Raw genomic sequence first — 25,647 nt, forward strand, 5'->3', positions numbered from 1 at the left:
TTTGAGTGCCAGCTGACTCACCGAGCAGGCTGTAATCTAATGCGCTTGCCCGGGCATCACAAAGCAAACTCGTCGTTATTGGTAAGGGTGTTGCTGCGTAATCAAGCTGCCTAATTCCCGAAAAAGCATGAAAAAAGCGCAAAAAAAACCGAAGTCACAAAACTTCGGTTTTCCGCCGCATCATCCAAGTTAAGCCGGGAACAACTCACTCAGCTTCAGCGCAAGCATCATGTCGCCTTCTGCTCGCAGTTTTCCTGCCATGAATGCCTGCATGCCGTCAGTCTCTCCGCTCATCACACCCTGCATGGTTTCGCTGTCCATGATGAGTGTTACGTTTGCATCGGCTGATTCACCCTTTTGCACATCGCAAGTGCCGTCTTTTACGACCAGGTAGAAATTTTCCGCATCGGTGATATTGAACTGAAAAACCAGGTCCAGGCCGGCCGCAGCGCTGGGGTTGAACTTAGCCTTCATGCCCTGGATGGTTTCGTCGACGTTGCTCATCGGATATATCCCTTTGTTCTCGTGGAAAAACCTGCGGCACTGCCGCAGCGGCTGGAGCCTATCGATAAGTGATGAGCTCCGGATTCTTTAACAGATCTAGATGTACGTGACTATTGAACGAAGCCAGCGCGACGTCTTGATTGCGAAACTTCAGTCGGCTCACGGAGGTGTTAACGATTTGCCAGTTCAATTCAAACGCCTTGATGGGCGGCACACCAATGACCAATTGAAGCAGCGCAGTGATAGTCCCGCCAGACGTAAAAATCGCAATATTGTCTTTCGTGCCCCCTGACGTGAGTACTCGCCTCAAGCCCGCTTGCACCTGGTCGACGAAGCTTTGCCAGCTTTGCAATCCTTTTTTCTCATGTTCGCCGGACACCCAGCGCTGGATGACATACCTGAACAATCGCTGAAATTCCGCACGATGATCGGCAGCATTGCGGAATATCTGCAGGGCCTCGGGTTCAACCGCCAGCAAGTCGTCCATGTGAGCGCGGATAACTTCGTCAGCGAGGAACTCGTTGAAGGCGGCATCTATCTCCACTGGCAGCTCTTTACTTGGCTGGCCCGCCCGCATCCTTTGCACGGTCGCGCTAGCCGTGTCCCTCTGTCGACTCAACTCTCCAGCTATACAGCGGTCGAAGCGGATACCCAGCTGATCTAAATAATCGCCCAGCGCGGCTGACTGTTGAAAACCGATCGGTGATAGCACGTCATAGTTTTCCGCGCCGAACGACGCCTGACCATGCCTGATCAGGTAGATACTGCCCATGGCCAGCTCCATACCTTTTTTTCGAGGTTAGGGGGATCGCCATGGGGTGTCAACGATAAATCATACGTTTGTTTGAATGGGCTGCCGCTGGCTCACATAGCAGTGTAGTCGGTATGCTTCGCCGGTTTACGCCGTGGCGAGTAGCTGCCGGCGCCGTGAGTTAACCGAGGAGGGTATGTGGAATTTCTTGCTGACTATGCAAGCTTTCTGGCGAAGACCGTAACGCTGGTCGTCGCTGTGCTGGTGGTACTCATCGGACTGGCTTCGCTTAGGCGTGGGCGTGCGAAACAGTCTGGCGGCCACTTGGAAGTGCACAAACTAAATGATTTCTACAAATCGATGCGCGAGCGCCTCGAACAGTCGTTGATCGATAAAGAACAGTTGAAGCTACAGCGCAAGCGCGAAGCCAAGGCCGTCAAACTGGCGAAGAAGAATCCGGGGAATCGTCCACGAGTATTTGTTTTGGACTTTGACGGGGACATAAAGGCATCTGCAGTCGAGAGTCTTCGCCATGAGATAACCGCGCTTCTGACCCTGGCAACGCCACAAGACGAGGTTGTTCTGCGTCTGGAGAGCGGCGGCGGAATGGTGCATGGGTACGGGCTTGCCGCGTCGCAGCTGGTCCGCATTCGGGATGCGGGTGTGCCGTTGACGGTATGTGTCGACAAGGTCGCGGCGAGCGGTGGTTACATGATGGCCTGTATCGGCCAGAAGATTCTAAGCGCACCCTTCGCGATCCTCGGTTCAATTGGCGTCGTTGCTCAGTTGCCTAATCTTCATCGGCTACTGAAGAAGCATGATGTGGATGTTGAGGTGCTGACGGCAGGCGAGTACAAGCGAACCTTGACGATTTTCGGCGAGAACACTGAGAAGGGCCGGGAAAAATTTCAGGATGATCTCGAAACGACCCATGAACTGTTCAAGAACTTCGTTGCTCGCTATCGCCAGCAGCTTCAGATCGACGAGGTTGCAACAGGAGAAGTTTGGCTGGGCACTGCGGCATTGGGTAAGCAACTCGTCGATGAGCTGAAAACAAGTGATGAATATCTAGCTTCCCGCGCTGCAGACGCTGATCTCTTCCAGCTGCACTACATGGAGAAGAAAAGTCTTCCAGAACGATTCGGCATCGCGGCTACCGCCACTTTGGAACAGGGGCTGCTCAAAGGCTGGACGCGGCTCAATGAACAACGATTCTGGCAATAAGGGGTAATCGAATGGCTAGTTTCAAGGCACTACAGGCTGGCGAGACTGCGAATGGCGATTTCGAAACGCGCGTCGTGGCACGGGATATAAGCGAACTTCCCGCTGGGGACGTGCTGATTCGTGTCCGCTATTCGTCGCTGAACTACAAAGATGCTCTGTCTGCCAGCGGTAATCGCGGTGTCACTCGCAGCTACCCGCATACGCCGGGCATCGACGCGGCTGGTACGGTCGTCGAGTCGAGTGTCGCTGACTTCTCTGAAGACGACGAAGTCATCGTGACGGGTTACGATCTGGGCATGAACACGGCGGGTGGTTTCGGGCAGTTCATTCGAGTACCGGCCAGCTGGATTATCAAGCGCCCAGCAGGGCTGTCGCTCCGCGAGGCGATGGCCCTCGGCACGGCTGGGCTTACCGCGGCCCTTTGCGTGGATAAGTTGGAGCAGGCAGGCCTTGAGCCGGTGGCCGCGCCGATCCTTGTTACGGGCGCTACCGGTGGCGTTGGCAGCATCGCGGTCGCCTTGTTGTCCCGCCTTGGTTACAACGTCCATGCTGTCACCGGCAAGGTTGATCAAGCCGATTTTCTCTCCCGACTGGGAGCGAAACAGATCGTTGAGCGCAGCGCGCTTCAGGCTGGTAGTGAGAAGCCGCTGTTGAAGGAGCAGTGGGCAGGGGCGATTGATACGGTCGGCGGCGATATTCTTTTCAATGTGGTGAAGTCACTGCAACGAGGCGCCAGCGTGTCGTGTTGTGGGCTGACGGCCGGAACGGGTTTCCAGGGAAGTGTGCTGCCATTCATTCTCCGCGGTGTGAACCTACTAGGGGTCGACTCGGTAGAAATTCCGCTAGTGGTCAAAGCGTCGATGTGGGACAAGTTGTCCGTTCAGTGGAAACTGCCGAACCTGGATGACTTCGTGCAGGAGATTTCGCTTGAAGAGCTCCCGGCGGCCATCGCGCGAATGCTGGCCGGGAAGCAGGCAGGACGGCTGCTGGTACGGCTTGACTGAGCCTGCTACTGAAGTCTTGGCCGTTTGGCTTGCTATCAGTGTTATAGCGACAACCGATTTCGCTGAAGCGTTTGATTAGGTGAAGCTAACACCAACGTCAAACACAGCAGGAGTCGTTCGTGAAAGCACTGGCAGAGAAACTACGGAAAACCTTCGGCATTAAGGCCTCGGCCGAAGTTGACTACAATGAGCATCCAAACTTCTGGATGTATCAGTGATAAAAAAACCCGCCGAACGGCGGGTTTTTTTGTGGGAGTCGAATCAGCTCTGTCGCCGACGGAAAAGCGGAAGCGGCTCGTCGGCCGCCGATTGGTAAGCGACGGAGAAGTCCTTCAGGCTTTCCAATGCGTCATAAGGGTCGCGATCGGGGCGAATGGCAAAGGCGTCGAAACCGCAGCGGCGCATATAAAACAACTGGTCGCGCAGCACGTCGCCGATTGCCCGTATTTCGCCCGTATAACCGTAACGCTCGCGGAGCAGGCGGGCGCTGGAATAATGACGGCCATCGGTAAACGCCGGGAAATTAAGCGCGATAACCTGAAAATGCTCGAGGTCGTCAGCGATTTCTTCGACGGCTTCGTCAGAATCTAGCCAGATACCAAGACCACCATCGCGTGCTTTCAACGCGTGGGCATGATCGAGCCACAGCTGAAACGGCACGATCAAATCATCACAGTTGGACAAACCGTCGAGCGTCACGTCCTTGGGCAGCAGGTGCCAGGTCTCATCGATGACCTGGCCGTCCTTAATGATTCGCTGCATAGACGCGCTCCTTAAAGGGGTCGATGCCGATACGGCGGAAGGTGTCGAGAAACTGTTCATCTTCTGTACGCTGCTCCACATAGACGCTGATGACCTTTTCGATCACGTCGGGCATGACGTCCTGCGCGAATGACGGGCCGAGTATCTGGCCGAGGCTCGCGTTGCGGCCCGAGCTGCCACCGAGCGAAACCTGGTAAAACTCCGCCCCCTTCTTATCCACCCCGAGAATGCCGATATTGCCTACGTGGTGATGCCCGCACGCGTTCATGCAGCCAGAGATATTCAGGTCGACATCGCCAATGTCAAACAGGTAGTCCATGTCATCGAAGCGGCGTTGAATGGCTTCGGCGATCGGGATCGATTTGGCGTTTGCCAGTGAGCAAAAGTCGCCCCCGGGGCAGCAGATGATGTCGGTCAGAAGACCGATGTTCGGTGTTGCAACGCCCAGTTCGCGAAGCTCGTTCCACAATTCGAACAGACGAGACTGCTCAACGTCGGCGAGGATCATGTTCTGCTCGTGAGAGTTACGCACTTCACCGAAACTGTAGCGATCAGCAAGATCAGCGATCGTGTCGAGCTGCTTGTCTGTCACATCGCCTGGCGCCACGCCTGTGCTTTTCAGCGACAACGTGACGGCGGCATAGCCCGGCTTCTTGTGAGCGACGACGTTACGCTGTCGCCAGCGAGCGAAGCCGGGATGCTCGGCATCAAGCTGGGCGAGGGCAGCAGTCTGGTCTTCAAGGGCCTGGTAGGTCGGGTCGACGAAGAATTTGCTGATGCGGTCTACTTCAGCTTCGGTCAGCGTGTTAAGCCCGTCTTTCAGATAGGACCATTCGGCTTCGACGCGTTCGGCGAACACTTCTGGCGTGAGGGCCTTCACCAGGATTTTGATCCGAGCCTTGAACTTGTTGTCGCGACGGCCATAGCGGTTGTACACCCGAAGGATGGCGTCGAGGTAGGTCAGCAAATGCTGCCAAGGCAGAAATTCATTGATGAAACTGCCTACGATCGGGGTGCGGCCCAGACCACCACCAACCGACACGCGGAAGCCGAGCTCGCCGGCGTCATTCTTCACTGCTTCAAGACCGATGTCGTGCACCTCAATGGCGGCGCGATCGCTCACTGCCCCGTTAACAGCAATCTTGAACTTGCGCGGCAGAAAGGCAAATTCAGGATGGAATGTCGACCATTGGCGGATGATTTCACACCATGGCCGCGGATCGATCAACTCGTCTTTGGCGACGCCGGCAAACTGGTCGGTGGTCGTATTGCGGATGCAGTTGCCGCTCGTCTGGATGGCGTGCATCTGAACCGTGGCGAGCTCGGCGAGTATGTCGGGTACGTCTTCCAATTCGGGCCAGTTGAGTTGCACGTTGGTCCGGGTACTGATGTGGGCGTAGCCCTTGTCGTACTTGCGTGTGATGTCGGCCAGCTTACGGATCTGGGTCGATGACAACAGGCCATAGGGCACGGCGATGCGCAGCATTGGCGCGTAGCGCTGGATATACAGGCCGTTCTGCAGGCGAAGGGGCAGCAGTTCCGCGTCGGTCAGTTCGCCGGCAAGGTAGCGGCGAATCTGATCACGGAACTGACGCACGCGATCCTCGATGATGTGTTGGTCATACTGGTCGTATACGTACATAAATGTCCTGTTTTTCAGGCTGTCTACAGCTTTTTGCGCGCACGGCCGCGCACCCGTTTAGGGAGGGCGGCAAGATACCAGTTAGCGTTTATGCGTAAAAGTGATGTTTGGGAATATGTTTAGAACCAAAGGCTGAGTTTAAGCCATTTAATTTCCCGGCCTTGAGCGCTTTGCCCGGATAGTCTTAACTCCAGGCAACGCGAGCTTCAATAACAAGGAGAACAGCCGTGTCCGAACATTACAAACACCGCAGTACCGACAGCGCGGCGGATGCGACCGCCATCTTCGTATTGATACTTCTGGTGGTTGCGACAGCGGTATTTTGGGTCAGCCAGCAATAAAGTGGTGAAGTGGGGCTGCCTAAAGCCCCACGAGGTACAGCACCAGCTTGACCACCCCCAGAATTACCAGCACAAACACTACAGTGAAGCCGACACCCAGCAGGATAAAATGGCTGGGTTTGCCGTGGCTGAAGTCACGGGCTCGGTTCTTCCCACTTTGAACCCCCAGCGCACCGGCCAGAACACTTTGCAACATTTGCCGCAGGGTAAGTGTTTTTGGCTCTCGCTCATCGCTCATAGGCACCTCGAGACGGTGTTCTGGTTGAAGTCTAGACAGTATTCGGCGATGCGGGGGGCCGGACACGGCGAATCGCGTCAGCAGCGTTAAACAGCATCGTCACGTCCCGGGGACGTCTGCACCCGGCGGAGGCTTCGTAGCGTTAGTTGCAGCGGGTTTCACAGGCCTGCGTCTAAATCACGGCAATTGGGGTTCAACGACGTGGGAGAAATCTCTCAACCCACGAAGCTACGCCTTGCGCAAAGAGTGCGAAACAGCGACGAACAAGGCGTCACTCGTGCTCTGGCATGCGCTATACGGCGAGTTCGAACTTCAATCGGCCAGCTGCTATAGTTAAATTCGACAAAACTAGGGACAGGTGCTGCTGTGCTGCTGAGCGAGATGAAGGCCGGCGGCTGCCGGTTTAGTGTGCTTGATGGTCGCCTATAAATTTGCTCAGGAACTGCCTCGTGCGTTCGTGCTTCGGGGCGCTAAGCAACTGCCTCGCGTCGCCCTGTTCGACGATTACCCCGTCATCGATGAAGATCGCCCTGTCGGCCACGTCGCGGGCGAAGCTCATCTCGTGGGTGACGATGACCATGGTGCGCTTTTCCTCGGCCAGGCCGCGGATAGTCGCGAGCACTTCACCGACCAGTTCCGGATCAAGCGCAGAGGTCGGTTCGTCGAACAGGATTACGTCCGGCTGCATGGCCAGCGCGCGGGCAATCGCCACGCGCTGTTGCTGGCCCCCGGAGAGGCGTTTGGGGTAGGCGTCTTCCTTGCCACCCAGGCCGACCTTGGCCAGCAAGGCGCGGCCGCGCTCGAGCGCCTCGGTCCGTGGCTCTTTCTTCACGTGCACCGGGCCTTCGATTACATTCTCAAGAGCGGTGCGATGGGGGAACAGGTTGAAGCTCTGAAATACGAAGCCGACGTGTTGGCGCAGCTCGCGGATCAGCCCTTGCTGCGCTTTGAGCGGTTGATCGGCGTCAATGTGGATCGCACCGACGCTAATCTGCCCGCCGCTGGGTTGCTCCAGCAGATTGAGGCAGCGCAGCAGGGTGGTCTTGCCCGAACCGCTGGGGCCGATGATCACCAGCACCTCACCGGGGGCTATGTCGAGGTCGATGCCCTTGAGCACCTCTTGGCCCTTGAAAGATTTTCTCAGGTTGCGCACGGAAATCATCAGGCGTCCTGCTCGTGACGGTTGACCCTGTCTTCCAGGCGTCCCTGGAAGTAGGCCAGCACGCTGGCCAGCAACCAGTAGATCAGCGCGGCGGCCAGGTACATCGTGAAAATTTCGAATGTGCGTGCGGTGATCAGCTGAGCCTGGCGAAACAGCTCCGGCACTTGGATAGTGGCGGCCAAAGCGGTGTCCTTGACCAGCGAGATGAAGCTATTGCCCAGCGGGGGCAGGGCGGTACGCGCCGCTTGCGGCAGGATGGCCCGGTACAGGGTCTGCGCGCGGCTCATGCCGATACTGGCGGCCGCTTCCCACTGGCCATGGTCAATGGACGCGATAGCGGCGCGCAGGATCTCAGCGGTATAGGCCGCCATGTTCAGCGAGAAACCGATCAGCGCGGCAGGCAGCGGATCGAGCTGAATGCCCAGTTGCGGCAGGCCGTAATAAATCATGAACAACTGCACCAGCAACGGCGTGCCTCGGAAGAACGATACATAGACACGCGCCAGCCACTGCAGCGGCCAGAAACCGTACAGCCGCAGCAGGGCCAAGCCAAAGCCCAGCAGCAGGCCAAAGAACATCCCGCCCAGACTTAGCACCACGGTCCACCACGCGCCTTTGAGCAAGAAGGGCAGCGAGTCCAGCACCAACTGCAGGCTGTCGTCGATCATTGCGTGACGTCAGCTCCGAACCATTTCTCGGACAGCTTTTTCAGGGTGCCGTCGGCGCGCAGCTTGGCAATAGCGGCGTCGATAGCGGCGAGCAGTTGCGGGTTGCCCTTGCGCAGCGCGATGCCGGATTCCTGGCGGGAGAAGGCGTCGCCGGCTACAGCAAGGCGATCGCCGGTTTTTTCAACCATTTCGAAGGCAGCCAGACGGTCGACCAGGATCACGTCAATGCGACCGACGTTGAGGTCTTGAAACTTGGTCGGGTCATCGTCGTAGGTGCGGATATCGGCTTGTGGCACGTTCTCTTTGAGCCACTGTTCGTAGTTGGTGCCGAGACCCACCCCGACCTTCTTGCCAGCGAGGTCAGCGGCACTCTTGATCCGGTCGGCATCGGCCTTGCGCGTGAGGGCCTGGATGCCGGAGAGGGTGTATGGGGTAGAGAAATCGTACTTTTGTTTGCGTTCCTCGGAGATGGTCACTTGGTTGATCACCACATCCAGGCGTTTGGATTCCAAGGCGGCGAGGATACCGTCCCACTTGGTTGGCTGGAACTCGGCCTTAACCCCCAATTCCTCGGCAAGCGCGTTGGCGAGATCCACCTCGAAGCCGGTCAACTGGCCTTTTTCGTCCTGAAAATTGAAAGGCGGGTAGGTGCCTTCCAGGCCGACTTTGAGGGAGCCGTTGGCCTTGACCTCCTCCAGCAGATCGGCGGCGAACACCGGGGTGAACAGGCTGGACCCGAGCAGCAGGCTCAGCGTGCCGAGCAGGAAACGACGACGCAGCGTGGTAAATGTCATGGCAGGCCTCTAGGTGGGGTGGAGTCGGGCAACGCTAAGGACGAATGTTTAGTCGATAAATGCTTAGTACTTTGTCCATGAATGATAGGCGAACAACGCCGGGGCACCGCCGGTATGCAGGAACAGCAGTGGACCCCGACCGGGGAACGCTCCGCGGACAATGCCGTCGAGCAGGCCGGCGAAGGCCTTGCCGGTGTACACCGGATCGAGCAGCACACCTTCCTGCTCGGCCAGCAGGCGGATTGCGGCCAGGGTGCCGGCATTCGGCTCGCCATAGCGCGGGGCGAAGTACTCGTCCCACAGTTCGACCTGCAGCCCCGTCGGCACCGCGACACCGAGCAGCTCGGCAGTGCGTTGCACCAGGCCTTCGACCTTGGGCCGTTGGGCCGTTTTTGATCGCGATACAGTAACCCCGACTACACGGCTGCCAGGCCGTGCATGTTCCAACGCCAGGGCCAGGCCGCAGTGGGTTCCGGCGCTTCCTGAAGCAAGCAGCACGGCGTCAAAGTCGTCGCCAACGCTGTGCATCTGCTCGGCCAGCTCAAGGCCGGCGCGCACATAACCGAGGGCTCCAAGTGCATTGGAGCCGCCGATGGGCACCACGTAGGGATTACGCCCGGCGCTGCGTAGGCGGTCGGCCGCGGCCTCTAGTAACTCGTCGGCGTTATCCAGATGGGCGACTGTATCGATCTCGCAGCCGAACAGATCAAGCAGCAGGCGGTTACCGTTGCTCAGGTAATTATCCTCAGAAGTATCCAGCGGATTCTCCAGCAGCGCCAGGCAGCCCAGGCCGAGCCTTGCCGCCAGCGCTGCTGTCTGGCGTACGTGGTTGGACTGGATGGCGCCGGCAGTGACTAGCACGTCAGTGCCTTGGGCTAGGGCGTCGGCCCCCAGGTATTCGAGCTTGCGTGCCTTGTTGCCGCCGAGGGCAAGCGGGGTGAGGTCGTCGCGCTTGATCCAGATGTCCCGGTCAACATGGCGTGACAGGCGCGGCAGGTGTTCCAGCGGCGTGGCGGCGGGAACCAAGTCAAGGCGAGGGAAGCGGGCGAGGGCGTCGGTGAACATGTGAGCTAGCTTCTGCGCAGGGATGAGTAATCACTGTAGAAGGCAATCTAGCGCTGCGGGGTCGCCGGTGTCGATAATTGAATTGTCGTAAAACTCGAGGGTACTCAGTACAGCCAACCAATTGGCAGCAGCCACAGGCGTGAAACGCGCCACCGTATATAGAGCGGGTTCCGAATCATCGTGTTGGGTTGGGGAGCAGGAGGCGGCGTGCGCCGCTAGTCCCGGGTTGCTATGTGCGGCGAGCGTGCTTCTTCTGCAAAATTATAGACGCTTCGTTGTAGGCACTTTGGAAGGCGTCGCCGCCGACCCAATTCAATGCAGCGTCCTCGTCTTCACCATGGTGTATTCCGCGATAGACGATCAGCAAGCCCATCATGAAGTCGACGGCAGCGTCTTCTGCTTCCTCCGCGACCACCAATTCCAGCACCGGGTATTGCAGGAATACCAAGCACATCGCCAACAGGCTAATGTCTTCACTGGCTTTCATCGCCTGGAACAGATCGTCGAAGTGCGCCGGGTCGAAACCGTTCTCTTCGATGTCGCTGAAGTCGAAGGTGCTAAGGTCGATGTCGACATCATCGAAAGGCTCATTGATCAGCGGATTAGCCAGCAGCGGGTGTAGGGCATTGGCCTTACCCGAGCGGTTCTGTCGGGCCTTGGTTTTAGCTCGCTGGGCACGCTTTTGCTGTTTGTTCGGGGACGCCATCGTGGTGAATTCCTTGATCGACGCAGCCTTCGGCATGGCTCAGCGTAGGTGGGCGTAGATTGTACTCAGTCTGGGCGGGCCCCGTCGCCGAGGGTTAAATGGTTTGTGCTCGATGCGGCTGTTGGCATTGCTAATCTTCTACTCGTAGCTGAAGTCAGCTCGATTGGCGCCTGCTTAAAAGTGGAGCTGATGTTGCTCACCGGAGCGCGAAGGGCGAGCCCGTCACGCACCTTATGAGCAGTTCAAGCTCGAAGCCCAGGCTGTCGGGTCTCAGCTGATTGCTTGATGAGGCCCGAAAATCGATGCGCTGCGGTCAACGCCCTTTGAACCAGTCCCAAAGGCCAAGGGAATGATTCGGCAGCAGGTTGATGCCAAGGGCTGACTTGAGCAGATACAGCACGACCAATCCCACCAGCACGGAAAAAAACAGAAATAACGTGATCGCACTGGCTTTCGCCGCCAGCGAAAGGTTGCGCTGTCCGCGAGACAGATTGCGCTTGTTGCGCCCGCCGACGAGCACGAAGTAATACTGGTTGCTCCAGAGATTAAAAGTGCCGCGCACGTCGAGCTTATGTCGGCCCCAGGAGCGAGTGGCGAATGCGCTGCGAAGGCCCGCCAGCTGATGGTCGGTAAAACTTTCTCGAAGCGCTTCGGGCAATCGTTGCTTCAGGCCGATGATGAAAGGGTCGTGCTCGAGGGCGCCGTCCACCTCAACGACCGAAGGGCGTAAGGAGGTCTCGCTGGAATCAGATTCGGAAGGGAGCATAGCGTCAGGTTGCCGTCAGTGCTGAAGATGGGTACCGGCTCATGCAACTAACCGGCCGGAATTGTGCTCGCCTCGCAGATGGCTTCCAGTATCCGCTTCAACTCGTGGAAGTTGGGCCGTTCGGCTGGGGACTCGAGAAGGCATTGTTGCTGCAGCGCCCGGAGCCGCTGAAGGCTTGTATGTTCGCCCGCGACGCTGCAGCGGTCCAACAGCTCCTCCAACAAACAGCCGAACGCCCGCGCCTCGAGTCGTTGAAGCGCCAGACCTTGCTCGCTTTGAGGCCGATAGAAGGATGCGGCGCCGAAGTCGCTGAGCAAGGTGTTGCCCACCGGATCGACTAATAAGTTATGGCCGTAAAGATCGCCATGGAGAATCCCCCGTTGGTGCAGATGACTGACTACCGAGGCCACGCGCGTCGCGACGCGTAGAACATATTCCGCTGTGAATCGGCGGTCCGCCGGGTAACAGTCACGGGTGCAGCTGGCGAACGACGGCGGACCCGCCAAGGGCTGGTAGGACGCATCGATAAGCTCCATCAACAATCCAGGTAGCGCCTCGGCCCTGTCGTTCAGGGGGCCGGCGATACGGATCAGCCCCGGATGTTCGCCCGCAGCAATGCAGGCGGCCATTTCGCTGTGGGGTAGGCCATCACTGGTGAGCGCACCTTTGAACAGCTTGGCAGCCATGGCCTTAGGTTCTTGTCCATCGCGCCGCCAGGTTGCATGACGAATAATCCCGGACGCGCCCTGGCCAAGCACACCCCCGAACGTAATGTGATCGCGATGGATGGGAGGCCGTGGATGCTGCGCCAAGGTGTCCGCTTCGATAGCGTCGCTGAAGGGATTACCGGCGAACGCCAGCCAGGTCAATCGAGGCATCGTTAGCAGCCAGCTGGGCAGGGCATGCAAGCGGTTCGCCGCAATGCGCAGCAGCTCCAGGCGGGTGCAAAGCGACAGCGATTCAGGCAACGCACGCAGCTGGTTGCCGGCTAGCATCAGTTTCTGCAGGCGGGAGCAACGCCCTATCTCCTCGGGTACGGATTCGAGCTGATTGTCAGAGAGGATCAACCAGCGCAGCGCGGAAGGCAGCGCCTCGGCTGGTAACCGACGGATCTGGTTGGCTTTGAATCCGACCATCTCCAGATTGGAGCACCGGCCTAGCGCCGTCGGGACTTCAGTGAAGGCGTTGTCCGAGCAGAACAGGATACGCAGCTTGCGGAGTCGCCATAGATCCGGCGGCAAACTGCTGAGACGATTGCCCGAGAGGTTGAGCACTTCAAGACTGTCGGCTAAATCAAAAATTTCACTGGGGAACGTCTCGAGCTGTTCCGACAAATCCAACCGCGTGGCGCCGGCCAGTTCCCCGTTTCTCAGTTGTGCCAATGTGTTCATGCCGTTCTCTTGAATGCCTTGGTCAGGCTTGCGCAAGCGGTGGTCGCTTCGGTGGCGTGCGCCGTGTGTCAAAGCGCTACGACTCTATAGCGGCGTTAGTGTTCAATCCGCCGGTGTGGGTGCTGTCTGTTCCGCTGATTTGTCGGCGCGTACGGATTACCCGCTCTGCACGGGCGCGCAACTGTCCGCAGCCACCGTCGATGTCCTGGCCAGCTGAGTTGCGCACCTTGGTCAACACGCCGTTCTGGTGCAGGTAGCGCATGATCTGCCGAATGCGGTCAGCGGCGGGACGTTGATAGGCGTCATCGTCGAGACTGTTGTAGGGGATTACGTTCATGATCGCGTACTTGCCCCTAAGCAGACGGATGATGCCGTCCATCTCGTCCTGGCTGTCATTGATGCCTTTGAGTAGCGTCCACTGGTACTGGATCGGATAGTCAACCAGCCGTGCGTAGCGTTCGCCAAGCTCGACCAGTTCTGCAGGATCGAGCTGGGGCGCTCTGGGCAGCAGTTCTCGACGCAGCGCCGCGTTGGTGGTGTGCAGGGAGAGCGCCAGCGCGGGGCGCACCTGTTGCTGAGGCAAGCGCTCAAAAACCCGCACGTCACCGACGGTTGAAAACACCAGATTCTTATGGCCGATACCGCCATCGGTCCCGAGCAAGTCGATGGCTTCGAGCACGTTTTCGAGGTTGTGCGCCGGCTCGCCCATGCCCATGAAGACCACCTTCTTCACCGGACGGTAGCGCCGCGCGAGGGCAACCTGGGCGACGATTTCGGCGCTGCCGAGTTGGCGCAGCAGGCCGCTCTTGCCCGTCATGCAGAACACGCAACCCACGGCACAACCTACCTGACTCGATACGCACAGGCCGCCCCGAGGCAGGAGCACGCTTTCGACCATCTGACCGTCCGCTAACGCTACAAGCAGACGAGCGGAGCCGTCCTCGCCGGGGTGCTCCGAGCGTAACTGGATGAGCTTTTCCAAGGCCTCGCTTACCGCCGGTAAGCCGTTGCGCATCGACAGAGGAAGAAAGTCTTCTGATTTCTGATGGCGCGTACCCGCGTTCAGTGGCTGCCCCTGAAGCCAGGCGCGCGTTACCCGTCCGATATGGATCGGCTTGGCGCCAATCTCGGCGAGTTGCTGATGAAGATCTTGGATGCGCATAGGGCGCGCATTCTAGCCAAACACCGCGACGGGGTCTGTAGTGAGGTGAAGCAGGAAAACGCTGCCTAATCATCCCCGAAGTGGCGGCTGCCCAATGCCAGGCTGAGCAACAGAACCGCAAGCATGCCGAATGCGATCGTCAATGAGCCAAAGTGGGCAATCACACCTATCAAGGCCGGCCCGGCCAGGACACCGGCGAAGCCGATGGTGGTTGCCGCAGTGATGGCTTGGTGTACCGGCATGATTTGTTGACGGCTGAGCGAGGAAATCAATACCGGGGAGACATTGGCGCAGCCAAGGCCACACAAACCGTAACCGAGAAGCGCCAGCGCCCAGTGTTCAGTGACGATGGTCAAGCCCACGCCGATCCCGGCCAACAATCCTCCGAAGCCAATGATCCGCGCCGTGCCCAGGCTATTAACCACAGGCGATCCCGCAAAACGCCCGACAGTGACCATCAGCGCGAAGCTTGCGTACCCCAGTCCGCCTTTGGCGGTTTCCAATGCCTTTTGCTCGGTCAGGTACAGCGCGCTCCAGTCGAGCACCGCACCCTCGGCCAGGTAGACCACGAAACACAGGGCGCCAACCAGTAGCACCATGCCGGTCGGGCGTATGAACGCAACTCCGCCGGTTGGGGCTCTGTCCCGCAGAAAGCCGGGCGCCACGGCGAAGATAGCCAGCGCAATGAGCGCAATCATTAACAGTGTGCCGGTGGCCGGAGCAAGGCCCAGAGTCAGCGCGAGAGTGAGCGCCAGCGCGCCGCAAATCGAGCCCAGGCTAAACATGCCGTGAAAGTTGGACATGTGCCGCTTGCCGGTGTCGCGCTCGATCAGCACGCCCTGAATATTAAGCACCACGTCTATAACCCCAAGACTGCCACCGAAGCAGAACAACGCGAGCGCCAAGATCCAGATCGATTCGGTCAGGGCCATTCCCAACAAGGCGAAAAGCAACAGCACCGCGCTGGAGAGCACCACGGGGCGGATGCCGCAGCGGGTTACCAGCAGCCCCGAAAGGGGCATCCACGTCAGGGAGCCGATGCCAATGCACAGCAGCAGCGAACCGAACAATGCGTCGCTCATCTCGATGCGTTCACGCACATATGGAACCAGGGGCGCCCAGACGGATAGACCGAACCCAGCCATGAAAAAACCAACGCGGGTCGCGCGCCGTGCCAGCGGGGAAGCGGCAGTGACAGAAAGAGTCGCCGCGGGCATGCGGAGGGTCCTTGATCAGCGTGAGTCGGGGCGTGCGCTAGGCGCCGGGCAGGCCGGCACACGCTATTGTGGCAAAGATTGGCGCAGCCAGTCGCGCGCATGCGCATGGTAATCTTCGCCTTTGCCAAGCGTGGTACGGAGCGGTACATGAAGTTCATTCACCAACGTGAACACCTCAATGAAGATGATTTCGTGATCATCGAGTGTTCGCAGCCCTGCAACATTCGTCTGATGAACGATAAGAATTTCCGCAGTTTCAAGAACGGCGGTCGCCATGCCTATCACGGCGGCGCGTTCGACAAGTTCCCGGCGAAGATAAAAGTGCCCAACACGGGGTTCTGGAACATCACCATCGACACGGTGACACGCAAGGCGATTAGCGTTACGCGTAGACCTTCGCTCACTCACAGCATCAAGATCGTCCGCAATTCACCTTCGCAGTTGAAATGACATTCGCCGCCTCGCAATGACGTGTTGAAGGAGCCGGGTTGAAGCCAGTCGAGAATCCACGGACCCTACAGGCCCACTTCGGCATGCTGCTGTGGGCATTATTCGTGGGGTTATCGTTTCCTGCCGTCGGGTTGCTTAGCGATGATTTGCCGCCGCTTTTGCTGACGGCGATGCGTTTCAGTGTCGCGGCGCTGGTCCTCGCACCGCTGGCCTGGCGGCAAAGTGAGGGTCGACCAGGCCTGGCTACGGTGTTGCTCTATGCGCTGATGGGGCTGTGCCTGGCGGCTTTCTTCGGCACGATGTTCTGGGCGGCGCACCGTGTCAGTGCGCTGTCGATGGCGACGTTATTCGTCAGCGTGCCGCTACTGGCTTATTGCCTCGGAAGGGGGTTTGGTGTCGAACACCGGGCCGGGCGCCTGCTAGGGATACTTGCGCTTGGAGCGAGTGGAGCACTGGGGCTGGCTTGGGCTGAGAACGGTGGCAGTTTCGCAGGGATGCAGATGGGGCTGGGCGAGCTGGGCTTTTTCCTCGGCTGCGTGGCCTCGGCGATGTATCCGGTGCTCAGCAAGTGGGGGCTGGCGCGCGCGATATTGCCAAAGCAGGCCGGGCTGCGCACGTTCTGGAGTCTGGTCCTTGGCGCTGTTCTGATTGGTCTGATGGGCGTGATAGGGGAAGCGCCACGGGCACTACTGCGGATGAATCTGCTCGACGTGCTGCTTGTGATCTACTTGGGCGTCTTTTCCAGCGCCATGACATTCTTCCTGCAGCAACGCGCGACCTCGGTGCTTACGCCAGGCGCGGTCACCGCCTACAGTTATCTGGTGCCCTTCGTCTCGATGTTGCTGTTGTTTTATGACCAGCCGGCACGCGTCGGATGGCACTGGGCTCCAGGTGCCTTGCTGGTCGTTCTGGCGATTGCGCTGCTGTTGCGGCGATCGGCCGTTCGTTAGTCCAGCATCGTTTGCGAAGCGCTGCGGCGACATTGGCCGGAGCGAGGCGATCGCGAGCTGGAAAACGCGCGGCAACCTTTATCAATCTGATGAGCGGGTAAAGGTTTGCTCTAGGACCTTCAGGAGTTTTTCCTCGATCTGCCGGTTGCCATGAGACTGCAGCAGCATGGGGAAACCGGCTTGCCAGAAGTCATCGTCAAGCCAGGTCAAAGGCTCTCCGCACTCTTCGAGCTCGGATCGAATGGAAACCGAGACCAGCTGTAACGTCTGAAGCGCGTCGATGCCGAAAACCCGATGCTGTATGGGCGACTTCAGACCATCAACCTGATACGGGCACGCCCAGTCCCAGCCGTCACCGAGAAACACTGGCTGGCCTATCGAGATCGTCACGCGCCCCCCGGCCTCTGTAGTCATGGTGCGCTGGGCAATAACGGTTCCCAGTGGGACGGGCGGGGGTGATTCGTACTCTTCATGCATGCTGCTTTCCTCGCTCATGCCTCAGTCGTCGCCTTCGGCTCCGATTGCCGCGAAACACCTGATCAGGTGGCCGCCTTCGAGTTGCCAGCTGTCATCGTCGGCCTGGTGTAGCGCTTCCATCACCTGGTTGTAGCTGAACTGCCACTGACGTCGGGTTCGGCCATCCAAGGCCTCGATGCGCAGGACTACTGCCTCGCTCGCAAAGGGCTGGTTGTTTTCCGCTGCAGCATCAGCCTCGTCGAGTAGGCGTTCGTCGAGACTGAAATCGCTGGCATGCAGCCCATCGACTTCCAGCATGTCAGCGCTTTCCAGTTGGTCCAGTAGATAGTCCGTATCGGTCATGTGCGCTCCGGTCATACGTCGTAGCCCAAGTTCGGCATCAGCCAACGCTCGCTGACGTCGAGGCTCTGACCCTTGCGCTTGCTGTAGCTCTCGACTTGGTCTTTGTCGATCTTGCCTACTGCAAAATACTGCGCCTTCGGATGAGCGAAGTACCAGCCGCTGACGGCGGCCGTAGGCAGCATGGCGAAGTGCTCGGTGAGGGTCACCTGGCTGGCGCCGTCGGAATCCAATAGTTTAAATAGCGTCGCTTTCTCCGTGTGGTCGGGGCAGGCCGGGTAGCCGGGGGCAGGGCGGATGCCCTTGTATTGCTCGCGGATCAGATCTTCGTTGCTCAACTGCTCCTCCGGATCGTAGCCCCACCAGGTTTTGCGGACCTGCTGATGCAACCACTCGGCGCAGGCTTCGGCTAAGCGGTCCGCCAGCGCCTTGACCATGATCGAATTGTAGTCATCGCCGGCGTTCTGATAGGCCTTGGCGACTTCTTCGGCGCCGATGCCTGCCGTTGTGATGAAGCCGCCCACGTAATCGGTGATTCCGCTGTCCTTCGGTGCGACGAAGTCTGCCAGCGAGAAGTTCGGCTTGCCGTCGGTCTTAACGGTCTGCTGGCGCAGATGATGGAGCGTGGCGAGCGGCGCCCCGTCGTCTGCGTACACTTCAAGGTCGTCTTCATCGACCTGGTTAGCCGGCCAGAAGCCGAACACGGCACGCGCTTTTATCAGCTTTTCATCGATCAGCTTGTTCAGCATCGCCTGGGCATCGCTGAACAGCGAGGTAGCGGCTTCACCGACCACTTCGTCTTCGAGGATCCGGGGATACTTGCCAGCCAGATCCCAGGCAATGAAAAACGGGGTCCAGTCGATGTAATCGACCAACGTGCGCAGGTCGATATCGTCCAGTATCTTGCGGCCGGTGAAGGTCGGTTTGACCGGCGTGTAGTCAGCCCAGTCGAATTTAGGTTTAGCGGCGATGGCGTTGGGGTAGCTGAGGCGCTCGGTACGGGCGCTGCGGTTGGCAGTGCGCTCGCGGATCATTGCGTATTCTTCGCGAGTTCTCTGCGCAAATGCCGGCTTGAGCTCCTTCGAGAGCAGCGTTGTGGCGACGCCGACTGCACGCGAAGCATCGGTCACATAGACCACTGCATCGTTCTTGTAATGCGGATCGATCTTGACCGCCGTATGCGCTTTGGATGTGGTCGCACCGCCGATCATCAGCGGGAGATGAAAGTCTTGGCGCTGCATTTCGCGCGCCACGTGAACCATCTCATCGAGGGACGGTGTAATCAGGCCGGACAGGCCGATGATGTCGCACTTCTCGGCGATGGCCGTCTGCAGGATTTTCTCGGCGGGAACCATGACGCCCATATCGACCACGTCATAGCCGTTGCAACCGAGCACTACACCGACAATGTTCTTGCCGATGTCATGCACGTCGCCCTTCACCGTGGCCATGAGAATTTTGCCTTTGGCTTCCGGCTTGTCGCCTTTTTCGGCTTCGATAAAGGGAATCAGGTGCGCCACGGCCTGTTTCATCACCCGCGCCGACTTGACTACCTGCGGCAGGAACATCTTGCCCGACCCGAACAGGTCGCCGACCACGTTCATCCCGGCCATCAGCGGACCTTCGATAACCTCGATGGGCCGAGCGCACTGCTGACGGAACTCCTCGGTGTCCTGAACGATGTGCGTGGTGATGCCCTTGACCAGCGCGTGTTCCAGACGCTTCTCGACCGTAAAGCCACGCCACTCCTCGGTCTCTGCTTCCTTGACGCTGCCGTCGCCTTTGAACTCATCGGCGATGGCGAGCAGCGCTTCGGTGCCGTTGGGCGTGCGGTTGAGCACGACGTCCTCGACGGCATCGCGCAGCTTCTTCGGGATTTCATCATAGATTTCCAGCTGTCCGGCGTTGACGATGCCCATCGTCAAGCCGTTCTGGATCGCGTAGTAGAGGAAGACCGAGTGGATCGCCTCGCGCACCGGGTTGTTGCCGCGGAACGAGAAGGACACGTTGGACACGCCGCCCGAGGTCAAGGCGTAGGGGAGGTGATCGCGGATAAAGGCACAGGCTTCGATGAAGTCCACGGCGTAGTTGTTGTGCTCTTCGATACCGGTCGCGACCGCAAAAATGTTCGGGTCGAAGATGATGTCTTCCGGCGGGAAGCCCACTTCATTAACCAGGATGTCGTAAGAGCGCTGGCAGATCTCGCGCTTGCGAGCCGCGGTGTCGGCCTGGCCGGCTTCGTCGAAGGCCATCACCACTACGGCGGCACCGTAGCGCTTGCACAGGCGGGCATGGTGCTTGAACGCGTCGACGCCTTCCTTCATGGAGATCGAGTTGACGATGCCCTTGCCCTGGATGCACTTGAGACCGGCCTCGATCACCTCCCACTTGGAGGAGTCGATCATGATCGGTACCCGGGAGATGTCGGGCTCGCCAGCGATCAGATTGAGGAAGGTCACCATGGCCTTCTTCGAATCCAGCATGCCCTCGTCCATGTTGATGTCGATCACCTGAGCGCCGGCTTCCACCTGCTGCAGGGCGACTTCCAGGGCCTCGGTGTAATTGTCTTCGCGGATCAGGCGGGCAAAGCGGGCAGAACCGGTAATATTGGTGCGTTCGCCCACGTTGACGAACAGCGAGCTGCGATCGATGGTGAAGGGCTCGAGGCCCGACAGGCGGCAGGCCCTGGGAATGTCAGGTATAGAGCGCGGCGCGTAGTTCGCAACGGCTTTGGCAATCGCCTCGATGTGCGCGGGCGTCGTACCACAGCAGCCACCAACAATGTTGAGGAAACCACTCGCAGCGAATTCCTCGACGACTGAGGCCATTTCCGCAGGGCTCTCATCGTACTCACCGAACGCATTCGGCAAGCCGGCGTTGGGGTGCGCTGACACATGGGTTCCGGCCTTGTTCGACAGCTCTTCCAGGTAGGGGCGCAGCTCTTTCGCGCCCAGCGCGCAGTTGAGCCCGACGGAGATTGGATTGGCGTGGCGAACGGAGTTCCAGAAGGCTTCGGTCGTCTGGCCGGACAAGGTGCGGCCCGACGCGTCGGTAATGGTCCCGGAAATCATGATCGGCAGTTCGAAACCGATCTCCTCGAAGACTTCCTGAACGGCAAAAATCGCCGCTTTGGCGTTGAGGGTGTCGAAAATGGTCTCGATAAGGATCAGGTCAGCGCCGCCCTCGATGAGGCCGCGAGTGGCTTCGGTGTAGTTCTCCACCAGCTCATCGAAGGTGACGTTGCGGTAGCCCGGATTATTCACGTCAGGTGACAGCGAGCAGGTGCGGCTGGTCGGGCCGAGCACGCCTGCGACGAAGCGCGGACGGTCTGGCGTCTCGTCGGTCTTGGCATCAGCAGCCTCGCGGGCGAGGCGAGCGCCCTCGACGTTGAGCTCGTATACGAGTTCTTCCATGCCGTAATCAGCCTGGGAAACGCGGGTGGCATTGAAGGTGTTGGTCTCGACGATATCTGCACCGGCATCGAAATATGCTTTTTCGATGGCGCTGATGGCGTCCGGCCGGGTGAGAATCAACAGGTCGTTGTTGCCTTTAAGGTCCTGCGGCCAATCGGCAAAGCGTTCGCCGCGGTAGTCGGACTCTTCCAGCTTGTAGCTCTGGATCATTGTCCCCATGCCGCCGTCGAGAATCAGAATGCGCTCCTTGAGCGCCTGCTGGAGTGCCTGGAGACGAGCGTTGCGGTCGAGCATGGGGGACTACCTGAAACTGGTTACGAAGACTGCGAATGATAGCAAAGCTGCACGCTTTTTGATCAGTGAGGATTTTTCATGAATTAGATTCATGTTTGGCGCGGCGCGCTGTTTAGCAATTGAAGCGGTCTTTAGCAGATAAGCTGCATAGCGCATCGGCATACGGGGCACGGCGTATCTGCCGCTATGTCCTACTAAAACACTAGGACTTTATCCAGCGCGGTGGTTGGCGTACACTGCCGTCCATGTCTGAGAGGAGTTCCCATGAGCGCCATTACCATCACTGAAGCTGCACACGATTACCTGGCCGATCTGCTCGAAAAGCAGAACACCAAGGGCATCGGTATCCGGGTCTTCATCACTCAGCCCGGTACGCCTTACGCCGAAACCTGTATCGCTTATTGCAAGCCAGGCGAAGAAAAGCCGGATGACATTGCAATTGCTCTGAAGAGCTTTACTGCCTGGATCGATGGAGTCAGCGAGCCCTTTCTGGAAGACGCGTTGGTCGATTACGCGACCGACCGTATGGGCGGCCAGCTGACCATCAAGGCACCGAACGCGAAAGTGCCAATGGTCAACGAAGACAGTCCGTTGAACGAGCGCATCAACTATTACCTGCAGACCGAAATCAACCCGGGGCTCGCCAGCCACGGTGGCCAGGTCACGCTGATCGATGTGGTCGATGAAGGTGTCGCGGTGTTGCAGTTCGGGGGCGGTTGCCAAGGCTGCGGCCAGGCTGACGTTACGCTCAAGGAAGGCATTGAAAAGACCCTGCTGGAGCGAATTCCGGAGCTCAAAGGCGTGCGTGACGTGACTGACCACACCAACCGCGATAACGCTTATTACTAAGCGGAAGCAGCAAACCAAGGCTGCAAAATTGCCAAATTTGGGCAAAACGCCACTATTGTTTCTGCGTCACCCCCACGGCGCTCGTTTGCTGAGATAAGCTGTTCAGGTTCCGAAGGCCTGGCCAAGTGAGCGAGCGCTACATGTCTGCCGTTTCCCTGTTGATCTGCGACGATTCGAGCCTGGCGCGCAAGCAATTGCTGCGTTCGCTGCCGGCTGCCTGGCCGTTGGATATTTCTCAGGCGGCGAGTGGTTGCGAGGCGCTCGAGAGGATTCGCGAGGGCGGCATCGATGTGCTGTTGCTCGATCTGACCATGCCCGACATGGATGGCTACGAGTTGCTCGCTGCGCTGCGTGATGAACACCTTCATTGCAAGGTGATCGTGATATCCGCGGACGTCCAGGAAGAAGCCGTCCGGCGTGTGCTGGCGTTGGGCGCGCTGGCTTTCATCCGCAAGCCGGCCGATCCGGTTCAGTTACAGAAAACCTTGGCCGGCCTTGGGGTAATAGGCGGCGAGTTGCCCGAGCTTGGCTCGAGAAGCGCGGGGCCCATCTCGTTTCGTGACACTTTTCGAGAAGTCGTGAACGTGGCGATGGGCCGCGCAGCCGCGCTGCTTGCAAAAGTACTCGGGGTGTTTGTGCAGCTGCCGATCCCCAACGTAAACATCCTCGAAGTCGGGGAGTTGCACATGGCCCTTGCGGATGCTGCGCAGGGCGACAGGCTAACTGCGGTCTGCCAGGGCTACATCGGTGGCGGTATCGCCGGTGAGGCACTGTTGATCTTTCATGATTCAGAAGTGGCCGACATGGCTCGGCTGATGCGCACCGAGGACTATCTCGAGCTGGAGATGCTACTTGATCTGTCCAGCCTGCTGATCAGCGCATGCCTCAGCGGCATCGCCGATCAAATCGACGTGGTGTTTTCCCAGGGGCATCCTCAACTGCTTGGGCAGCACGCTTCGATCGACGAGCTTATCCGGCTCAATCAGCAACGCTGGAAAAACACCCTCGCCGTGGAAATCAGCTATAGCCTGGAAGGCCACGATGTCCACTTCGATTTGCTGTTGCTATTCACCGAGGATTCGGTTGAGCTGCTATCACGAAAACTCGCCCACTTGATGAACTGAGCATGCCGGAATCCAAAGGTCTGAGCGAACTGCATTGGTTGCTGGCAATCGTCCAGAGCATCGACGTTGGCGTAGTCGTGCTCGATCGTGAATACCGCATCGATGTATGGAACACGTTCATGGAGAATCGCTCCGGACGATTACCTGAAGAGGCACGAAAGAAGACATTCTTCGAACTGTTTCCGGAAGTCGACGAACAGTGGTTTCGGCGCAAGGTTGAGAACGTTGCAACGTTGGGTACGCCGTCGTTCACGATATGGGAGCAGCGGCCTTATCTGTTGCGATTCAAGAATTACCAGCCTATTACCGGGCTGGAAGATTTCATGTACCAGAACACCACCCTGATGCCGCTGAAAGGGATCAGCGGCAACATTGATCAGATCTGCCTGATCATCTACGACGTAACGGACGTCGCAACCAACCGCCAACAACTCCAGGCGGCAAACAAAGAGCTGCAACGTTTATCCAGCACTGACCGTCTGACCGGTCTGTTCAACCGCGGCCATTGGGAGGAAATGCTACGTCAGGAGTATGCTCGGCATCGGCGGTACGACCGCAACGCCGCGTTGGTCATGTTCGACATTGATCACTTCAAGAAGATAAACGACAGCTACGGTCACCAGGCAGGCGATGCGGTCATCCAGGCGACCGCCGAGCTTATTCGCCAAAGCATTCGAGATGCTGATGTTGCCGGGCGGTACGGCGGAGAGGAATTCGTTGTGCTGCTACCGGATACCGACAATGGGGGCGCGGTGACCTTTGCTGAAAGGTTGCGCCGGTCTATCGAGGCGCATGAGGTCGCATACGAAGGCCAACGCATCCGGTTTACCGTCAGTCTCGGCATTGCCGATCTCAGTCAGCCCACCAGCGGTTATGCTCAGCTGATCGAACGGGCAGACAACGCGCTCTACAAGTCCAAGTCCGGCGGCCGCAACCAGGTATCGCTCTACCAGTGACGATGCTCTCACGTGCAATTACGTGCAATTACGTGCAGTCAGAAAGTTCAGCAAAGCCACTTCTTCGCTGCTCAGCCATTTACGCTTTCGTGCCCTTGGCAACGTGGCAAGCTCGCCCGAAGTGAAAGCCTCAAGCACGTCCGGATGGATGTAGCACTGGCGACACACCGCGGGGGTATTGCCGAGCTGCCGGGACACTTCCTTTACTGTTTCGACGACGTTGTGGCGCGCAGTTGACTCCGGTTGATGTTCACGCTTGCGCAAATAATCCAGCGCCAGGGCACTGCCTGCCCAGGTCCGGTAATCCTTGGCCGTGAAGTCGCCACCTGTCATCTGTTGGATGAACAGATTCACATCGCTGGAGCTCACCGGATGGCGTACGCCGTCGTCGTCCAGATACTGAAAGAGATGTTGCCCGGGCAGCTCCATACAGCGGCGCATGATGCGCGCCAGGCGCTGATTTCTCAGCGTCACTTGATGATTCACACCACTCTTTCCCCGAAACTGAAAGCGGATCGCCGCACCCTGTACGGCCACGTGGCGAGTCCGAAGTGTGGTCAGCCCGTAGGAGCGGTTCTCCCGCGCATAACGTGAATTTCCAATTCGAATCAGTGTGGACTCGAGCAGTTGAACGACCAATGCCATGACTTTTTCGCGAGGCATTCCACGCAAGGCCAAATGCTTCTCCAGCCCTGCCCGTAACCTCGGCAGCGCTGCGCCGAAGGCGAGGATGCGCTCGTACTTATTGCTGTCTCTAATTTCCCGCCAGCGCGCGTGGTAGCGGTATTGCTTGCGCCCCCGTGCATCACGCCCCGTGGCTTGCATATGACCCTGGGGATCGGGGCAAATCCACACATCCGTATAAGCTGGAGGGATGGCCAGTTTGTTTATGCGCGTGATTTCCGCTGCGTCCCTGATGCGTTCACCGGTGGGCAGAAAGTAGGCGTACTTGCCTCTCAATAGGCGTCGACTGATACCGGGGCTGCGGTCATCGACGTAATGCAAGTCAGGTGGGAGAGGTGGGCAGAACGCCGTACCCGTATCAGCGCGCTCATCGGCCGGTACCGGTCGAACACCCTCTGCCAACGGTGGAGGAGCTTCACTGCTTTGGTCAATCAGCATCTAAAACACCTCGTGAACCGCCGTCTGACGCTGCGCAGCATGGCTGCGCAGGCGACATGTCCTGCTTCCTCCAGTCGAGGTTCCGAGCAGGCGGGACGGACTGCTGTCAGTTCTCGCTCTCTGGGTTATTGCGCATCAGCAGTCGTATCGCGGCGACGAGCTCATCGATCGCCTCCCGGTAGATGGCTGGGTCAGCCTTGGTTTCAGCGCTGTCCGCAAGCTTTCGTGCAGTGTCCAGATGGTCATTTATCGAGGAATAGTCGCCAATCATGTGAT

The 25,647-nt window shown here is 58.6% G+C and carries 26 protein-coding genes; 7 read left to right on the top strand and 19 right to left on the bottom strand.

The window, feature by feature from the left end:
* Positions 1 to 189 precede the first annotated feature (189 nt).
* Positions 190 to 504 (bottom strand): SCP2 sterol-binding domain-containing protein, encoded by a 315-nt coding sequence (locus tag K4O48_RS09550; RefSeq protein WP_222911767.1) that lies wholly within the window; start codon positions 502 to 504, stop codon positions 190 to 192.
* A 58-nt stretch (positions 505 to 562) separates the two neighbouring features.
* Complete coding sequence (locus K4O48_RS09555; RefSeq protein ID WP_222911768.1) at positions 563 to 1,276, bottom strand: histidine phosphatase family protein; 714 nt, start codon at positions 1,274 to 1,276, stop codon at positions 563 to 565.
* Positions 1,277 to 1,453: 177 nt separating this feature from the next.
* Here K4O48_RS09555 and sohB point away from each other — a divergent pair, with 177 nt between their 5' ends.
* Positions 1,454 to 2,479, top strand: a complete 1,026-nt coding sequence (sohB, locus tag K4O48_RS09560; RefSeq protein WP_222911769.1) for a protease SohB — start codon at positions 1,454 to 1,456, stop codon at positions 2,477 to 2,479.
* An 11-nt stretch (positions 2,480 to 2,490) separates the two neighbouring features.
* Positions 2,491 to 3,483 (top strand): YhdH/YhfP family quinone oxidoreductase, encoded by a 993-nt coding sequence (locus K4O48_RS09565; RefSeq protein ID WP_222911770.1) that lies wholly within the window; start codon positions 2,491 to 2,493, stop codon positions 3,481 to 3,483.
* A gap of 261 nt (positions 3,484 to 3,744) precedes the next feature.
* Here K4O48_RS09565 and K4O48_RS09570 read toward each other — a convergent pair whose 3' ends face one another.
* The 12 genes from K4O48_RS09570 to K4O48_RS09625 all read right to left on the bottom strand — a co-directional run bounded on the left by K4O48_RS09570 (position 3,745) and on the right by K4O48_RS09625 (position 15,397).
* The gene (locus K4O48_RS09570; RefSeq protein WP_222911771.1) at positions 3,745 to 4,245 is read right to left on the bottom strand and encodes a DUF934 domain-containing protein; all 501 of its coding nucleotides are present in this window, start codon (positions 4,243 to 4,245) and stop codon (positions 3,745 to 3,747) included.
* Entirely contained in the window at positions 4,229 to 5,887 is a 1,659-nt protein-coding gene (locus tag K4O48_RS09575; protein WP_222911772.1) for a nitrite/sulfite reductase, read from the bottom strand. The genes K4O48_RS09570 and K4O48_RS09575 overlap by 17 nt, the downstream gene beginning before the upstream one ends.
* A 360-nt stretch (positions 5,888 to 6,247) precedes the next feature.
* Positions 6,248 to 6,466 carry a DUF2970 domain-containing protein gene (locus K4O48_RS09580; protein ID WP_222911773.1) on the bottom strand — a complete coding sequence of 73 codons (219 nt, stop codon included), beginning with the start codon at positions 6,464 to 6,466 and terminating at the stop codon, positions 6,248 to 6,250.
* 403 nt (positions 6,467 to 6,869) lie between these two features.
* The gene (gene tcyN / locus K4O48_RS09585) at positions 6,870 to 7,628 is read right to left on the bottom strand and encodes an L-cystine ABC transporter ATP-binding protein TcyN (protein WP_222911774.1); all 759 of its coding nucleotides are present in this window, start codon (positions 7,626 to 7,628) and stop codon (positions 6,870 to 6,872) included.
* On the bottom strand, positions 7,628 to 8,296 hold the full coding sequence (gene tcyL, locus K4O48_RS09590; RefSeq protein ID WP_222911775.1) for a cystine ABC transporter permease: 669 nt from the start codon (positions 8,294 to 8,296) through the stop codon (positions 7,628 to 7,630). Before tcyL ends, tcyN begins: the two co-directional genes overlap by 1 nt.
* The gene (gene tcyJ, locus K4O48_RS09595) at positions 8,293 to 9,090 is read right to left on the bottom strand and encodes a cystine ABC transporter substrate-binding protein (RefSeq protein ID WP_222911776.1); all 798 of its coding nucleotides are present in this window, start codon (positions 9,088 to 9,090) and stop codon (positions 8,293 to 8,295) included. The genes tcyL and tcyJ overlap by 4 nt, the downstream gene beginning before the upstream one ends.
* 63 nt (positions 9,091 to 9,153) lie before the next feature.
* The gene (locus tag K4O48_RS09600; protein ID WP_222911777.1) at positions 9,154 to 10,155 is read right to left on the bottom strand and encodes a D-cysteine desulfhydrase; all 1,002 of its coding nucleotides are present in this window, start codon (positions 10,153 to 10,155) and stop codon (positions 9,154 to 9,156) included.
* A 229-nt stretch (positions 10,156 to 10,384) separates the two neighbouring features.
* Positions 10,385 to 10,861, bottom strand: a complete 477-nt coding sequence (locus tag K4O48_RS09605; RefSeq protein ID WP_222911778.1) for a hypothetical protein — start codon at positions 10,859 to 10,861, stop codon at positions 10,385 to 10,387.
* A 313-nt stretch (positions 10,862 to 11,174) separates the two neighbouring features.
* Positions 11,175 to 11,627, bottom strand: a complete 453-nt coding sequence (locus tag K4O48_RS09610) for a 3-phosphoshikimate 1-carboxyvinyltransferase (RefSeq protein ID WP_222911779.1) — start codon at positions 11,625 to 11,627, stop codon at positions 11,175 to 11,177.
* 47 nt (positions 11,628 to 11,674) lie between these two features.
* Positions 11,675 to 13,018, bottom strand: a complete 1,344-nt coding sequence (locus tag K4O48_RS09615) for a leucine-rich repeat-containing protein kinase family protein (RefSeq protein WP_222911780.1) — start codon at positions 13,016 to 13,018, stop codon at positions 11,675 to 11,677.
* Positions 13,019 to 13,094: 76 nt separating this feature from the next.
* A complete protein-coding gene (locus K4O48_RS09620; RefSeq protein ID WP_222911781.1) occupies positions 13,095 to 14,180 on the bottom strand; it encodes an RNA methyltransferase in 1,086 nt (361 codons plus the stop codon).
* A 65-nt stretch (positions 14,181 to 14,245) separates the two neighbouring features.
* The gene (locus K4O48_RS09625; RefSeq protein ID WP_222911782.1) at positions 14,246 to 15,397 is read right to left on the bottom strand and encodes an MFS transporter; all 1,152 of its coding nucleotides are present in this window, start codon (positions 15,395 to 15,397) and stop codon (positions 14,246 to 14,248) included.
* Positions 15,398 to 15,496: 99 nt separating this feature from the next.
* Between K4O48_RS09625 and K4O48_RS09630 the strand changes: the two genes are divergently transcribed.
* Together K4O48_RS09630 and K4O48_RS09635 are read left to right on the top strand one after the other, a co-directional pair.
* The gene (locus tag K4O48_RS09630; RefSeq protein WP_222911783.1) at positions 15,497 to 15,847 is read left to right on the top strand and encodes a DUF1883 domain-containing protein; all 351 of its coding nucleotides are present in this window, start codon (positions 15,497 to 15,499) and stop codon (positions 15,845 to 15,847) included.
* 83 nt (positions 15,848 to 15,930) lie between these two features.
* Complete coding sequence (locus tag K4O48_RS09635) at positions 15,931 to 16,797, top strand: DMT family transporter (protein WP_222912053.1); 867 nt, start codon at positions 15,931 to 15,933, stop codon at positions 16,795 to 16,797.
* An 81-nt stretch (positions 16,798 to 16,878) separates the two neighbouring features.
* Here the strand turns inward: K4O48_RS09635 and K4O48_RS09640 are convergent, their stop codons facing one another.
* The 3 genes from K4O48_RS09640 to metH are packed head-to-tail and all read right to left on the bottom strand — an operon-like array spanning position 16,879 to position 21,320.
* Positions 16,879 to 17,292 carry a DUF6968 family protein gene (locus tag K4O48_RS09640; RefSeq protein WP_222911784.1) on the bottom strand — a complete coding sequence of 138 codons (414 nt, stop codon included), beginning with the start codon at positions 17,290 to 17,292 and terminating at the stop codon, positions 16,879 to 16,881.
* 3 nt (positions 17,293 to 17,295) lie between these two features.
* Positions 17,296 to 17,616 (bottom strand): DUF5629 family protein, encoded by a 321-nt coding sequence (locus K4O48_RS09645; protein ID WP_222911785.1) that lies wholly within the window; start codon positions 17,614 to 17,616, stop codon positions 17,296 to 17,298.
* 11 nt (positions 17,617 to 17,627) lie between these two features.
* Entirely contained in the window at positions 17,628 to 21,320 is a 3,693-nt protein-coding gene (gene metH, locus K4O48_RS09650; protein WP_222911786.1) for a methionine synthase, read from the bottom strand.
* A gap of 264 nt (positions 21,321 to 21,584) precedes the next feature.
* On the opposite strand from metH, the gene nfuA reads away from it, so the two are divergent.
* The 3 genes from nfuA (at position 21,585) to K4O48_RS09665 (ending at position 24,249) form a co-directional block, all read left to right on the top strand.
* Positions 21,585 to 22,169, top strand: a complete 585-nt coding sequence (gene nfuA / locus K4O48_RS09655) for a Fe-S biogenesis protein NfuA (RefSeq protein ID WP_222911787.1) — start codon at positions 21,585 to 21,587, stop codon at positions 22,167 to 22,169.
* Between the two features lie 140 nt (positions 22,170 to 22,309).
* Positions 22,310 to 23,293 carry a response regulator gene (locus tag K4O48_RS09660; RefSeq protein WP_222911788.1) on the top strand — a complete coding sequence of 328 codons (984 nt, stop codon included), beginning with the start codon at positions 22,310 to 22,312 and terminating at the stop codon, positions 23,291 to 23,293.
* Positions 23,294 to 23,295: 2 nt separating this feature from the next.
* Positions 23,296 to 24,249: a sensor domain-containing diguanylate cyclase gene (locus K4O48_RS09665; protein WP_222911789.1), complete on the top strand. Its 954-nt coding sequence runs from the start codon at positions 23,296 to 23,298 to the stop codon at positions 24,247 to 24,249.
* 18 nt (positions 24,250 to 24,267) lie between these two features.
* Here K4O48_RS09665 and K4O48_RS09670 read toward each other — a convergent pair whose 3' ends face one another.
* Together K4O48_RS09670 and K4O48_RS09675 are read right to left on the bottom strand one after the other, a co-directional pair.
* Complete coding sequence (locus K4O48_RS09670; protein WP_222911790.1) at positions 24,268 to 25,371, bottom strand: DNA topoisomerase IB; 1,104 nt, start codon at positions 25,369 to 25,371, stop codon at positions 24,268 to 24,270.
* A gap of 106 nt (positions 25,372 to 25,477) precedes the next feature.
* Complete coding sequence (locus K4O48_RS09675; protein ID WP_222911791.1) at positions 25,478 to 25,642, bottom strand: hypothetical protein; 165 nt, start codon at positions 25,640 to 25,642, stop codon at positions 25,478 to 25,480.
* Positions 25,643 to 25,647: the final 5 nt, after the last annotated feature.

Origin of the sequence: Pseudomonas sp. DNDY-54 (assembly GCF_019880365.1) — a bacterium.
GTDB lineage: Bacteria > Pseudomonadota > Gammaproteobacteria > Pseudomonadales > Pseudomonadaceae > Stutzerimonas > Stutzerimonas stutzeri_P.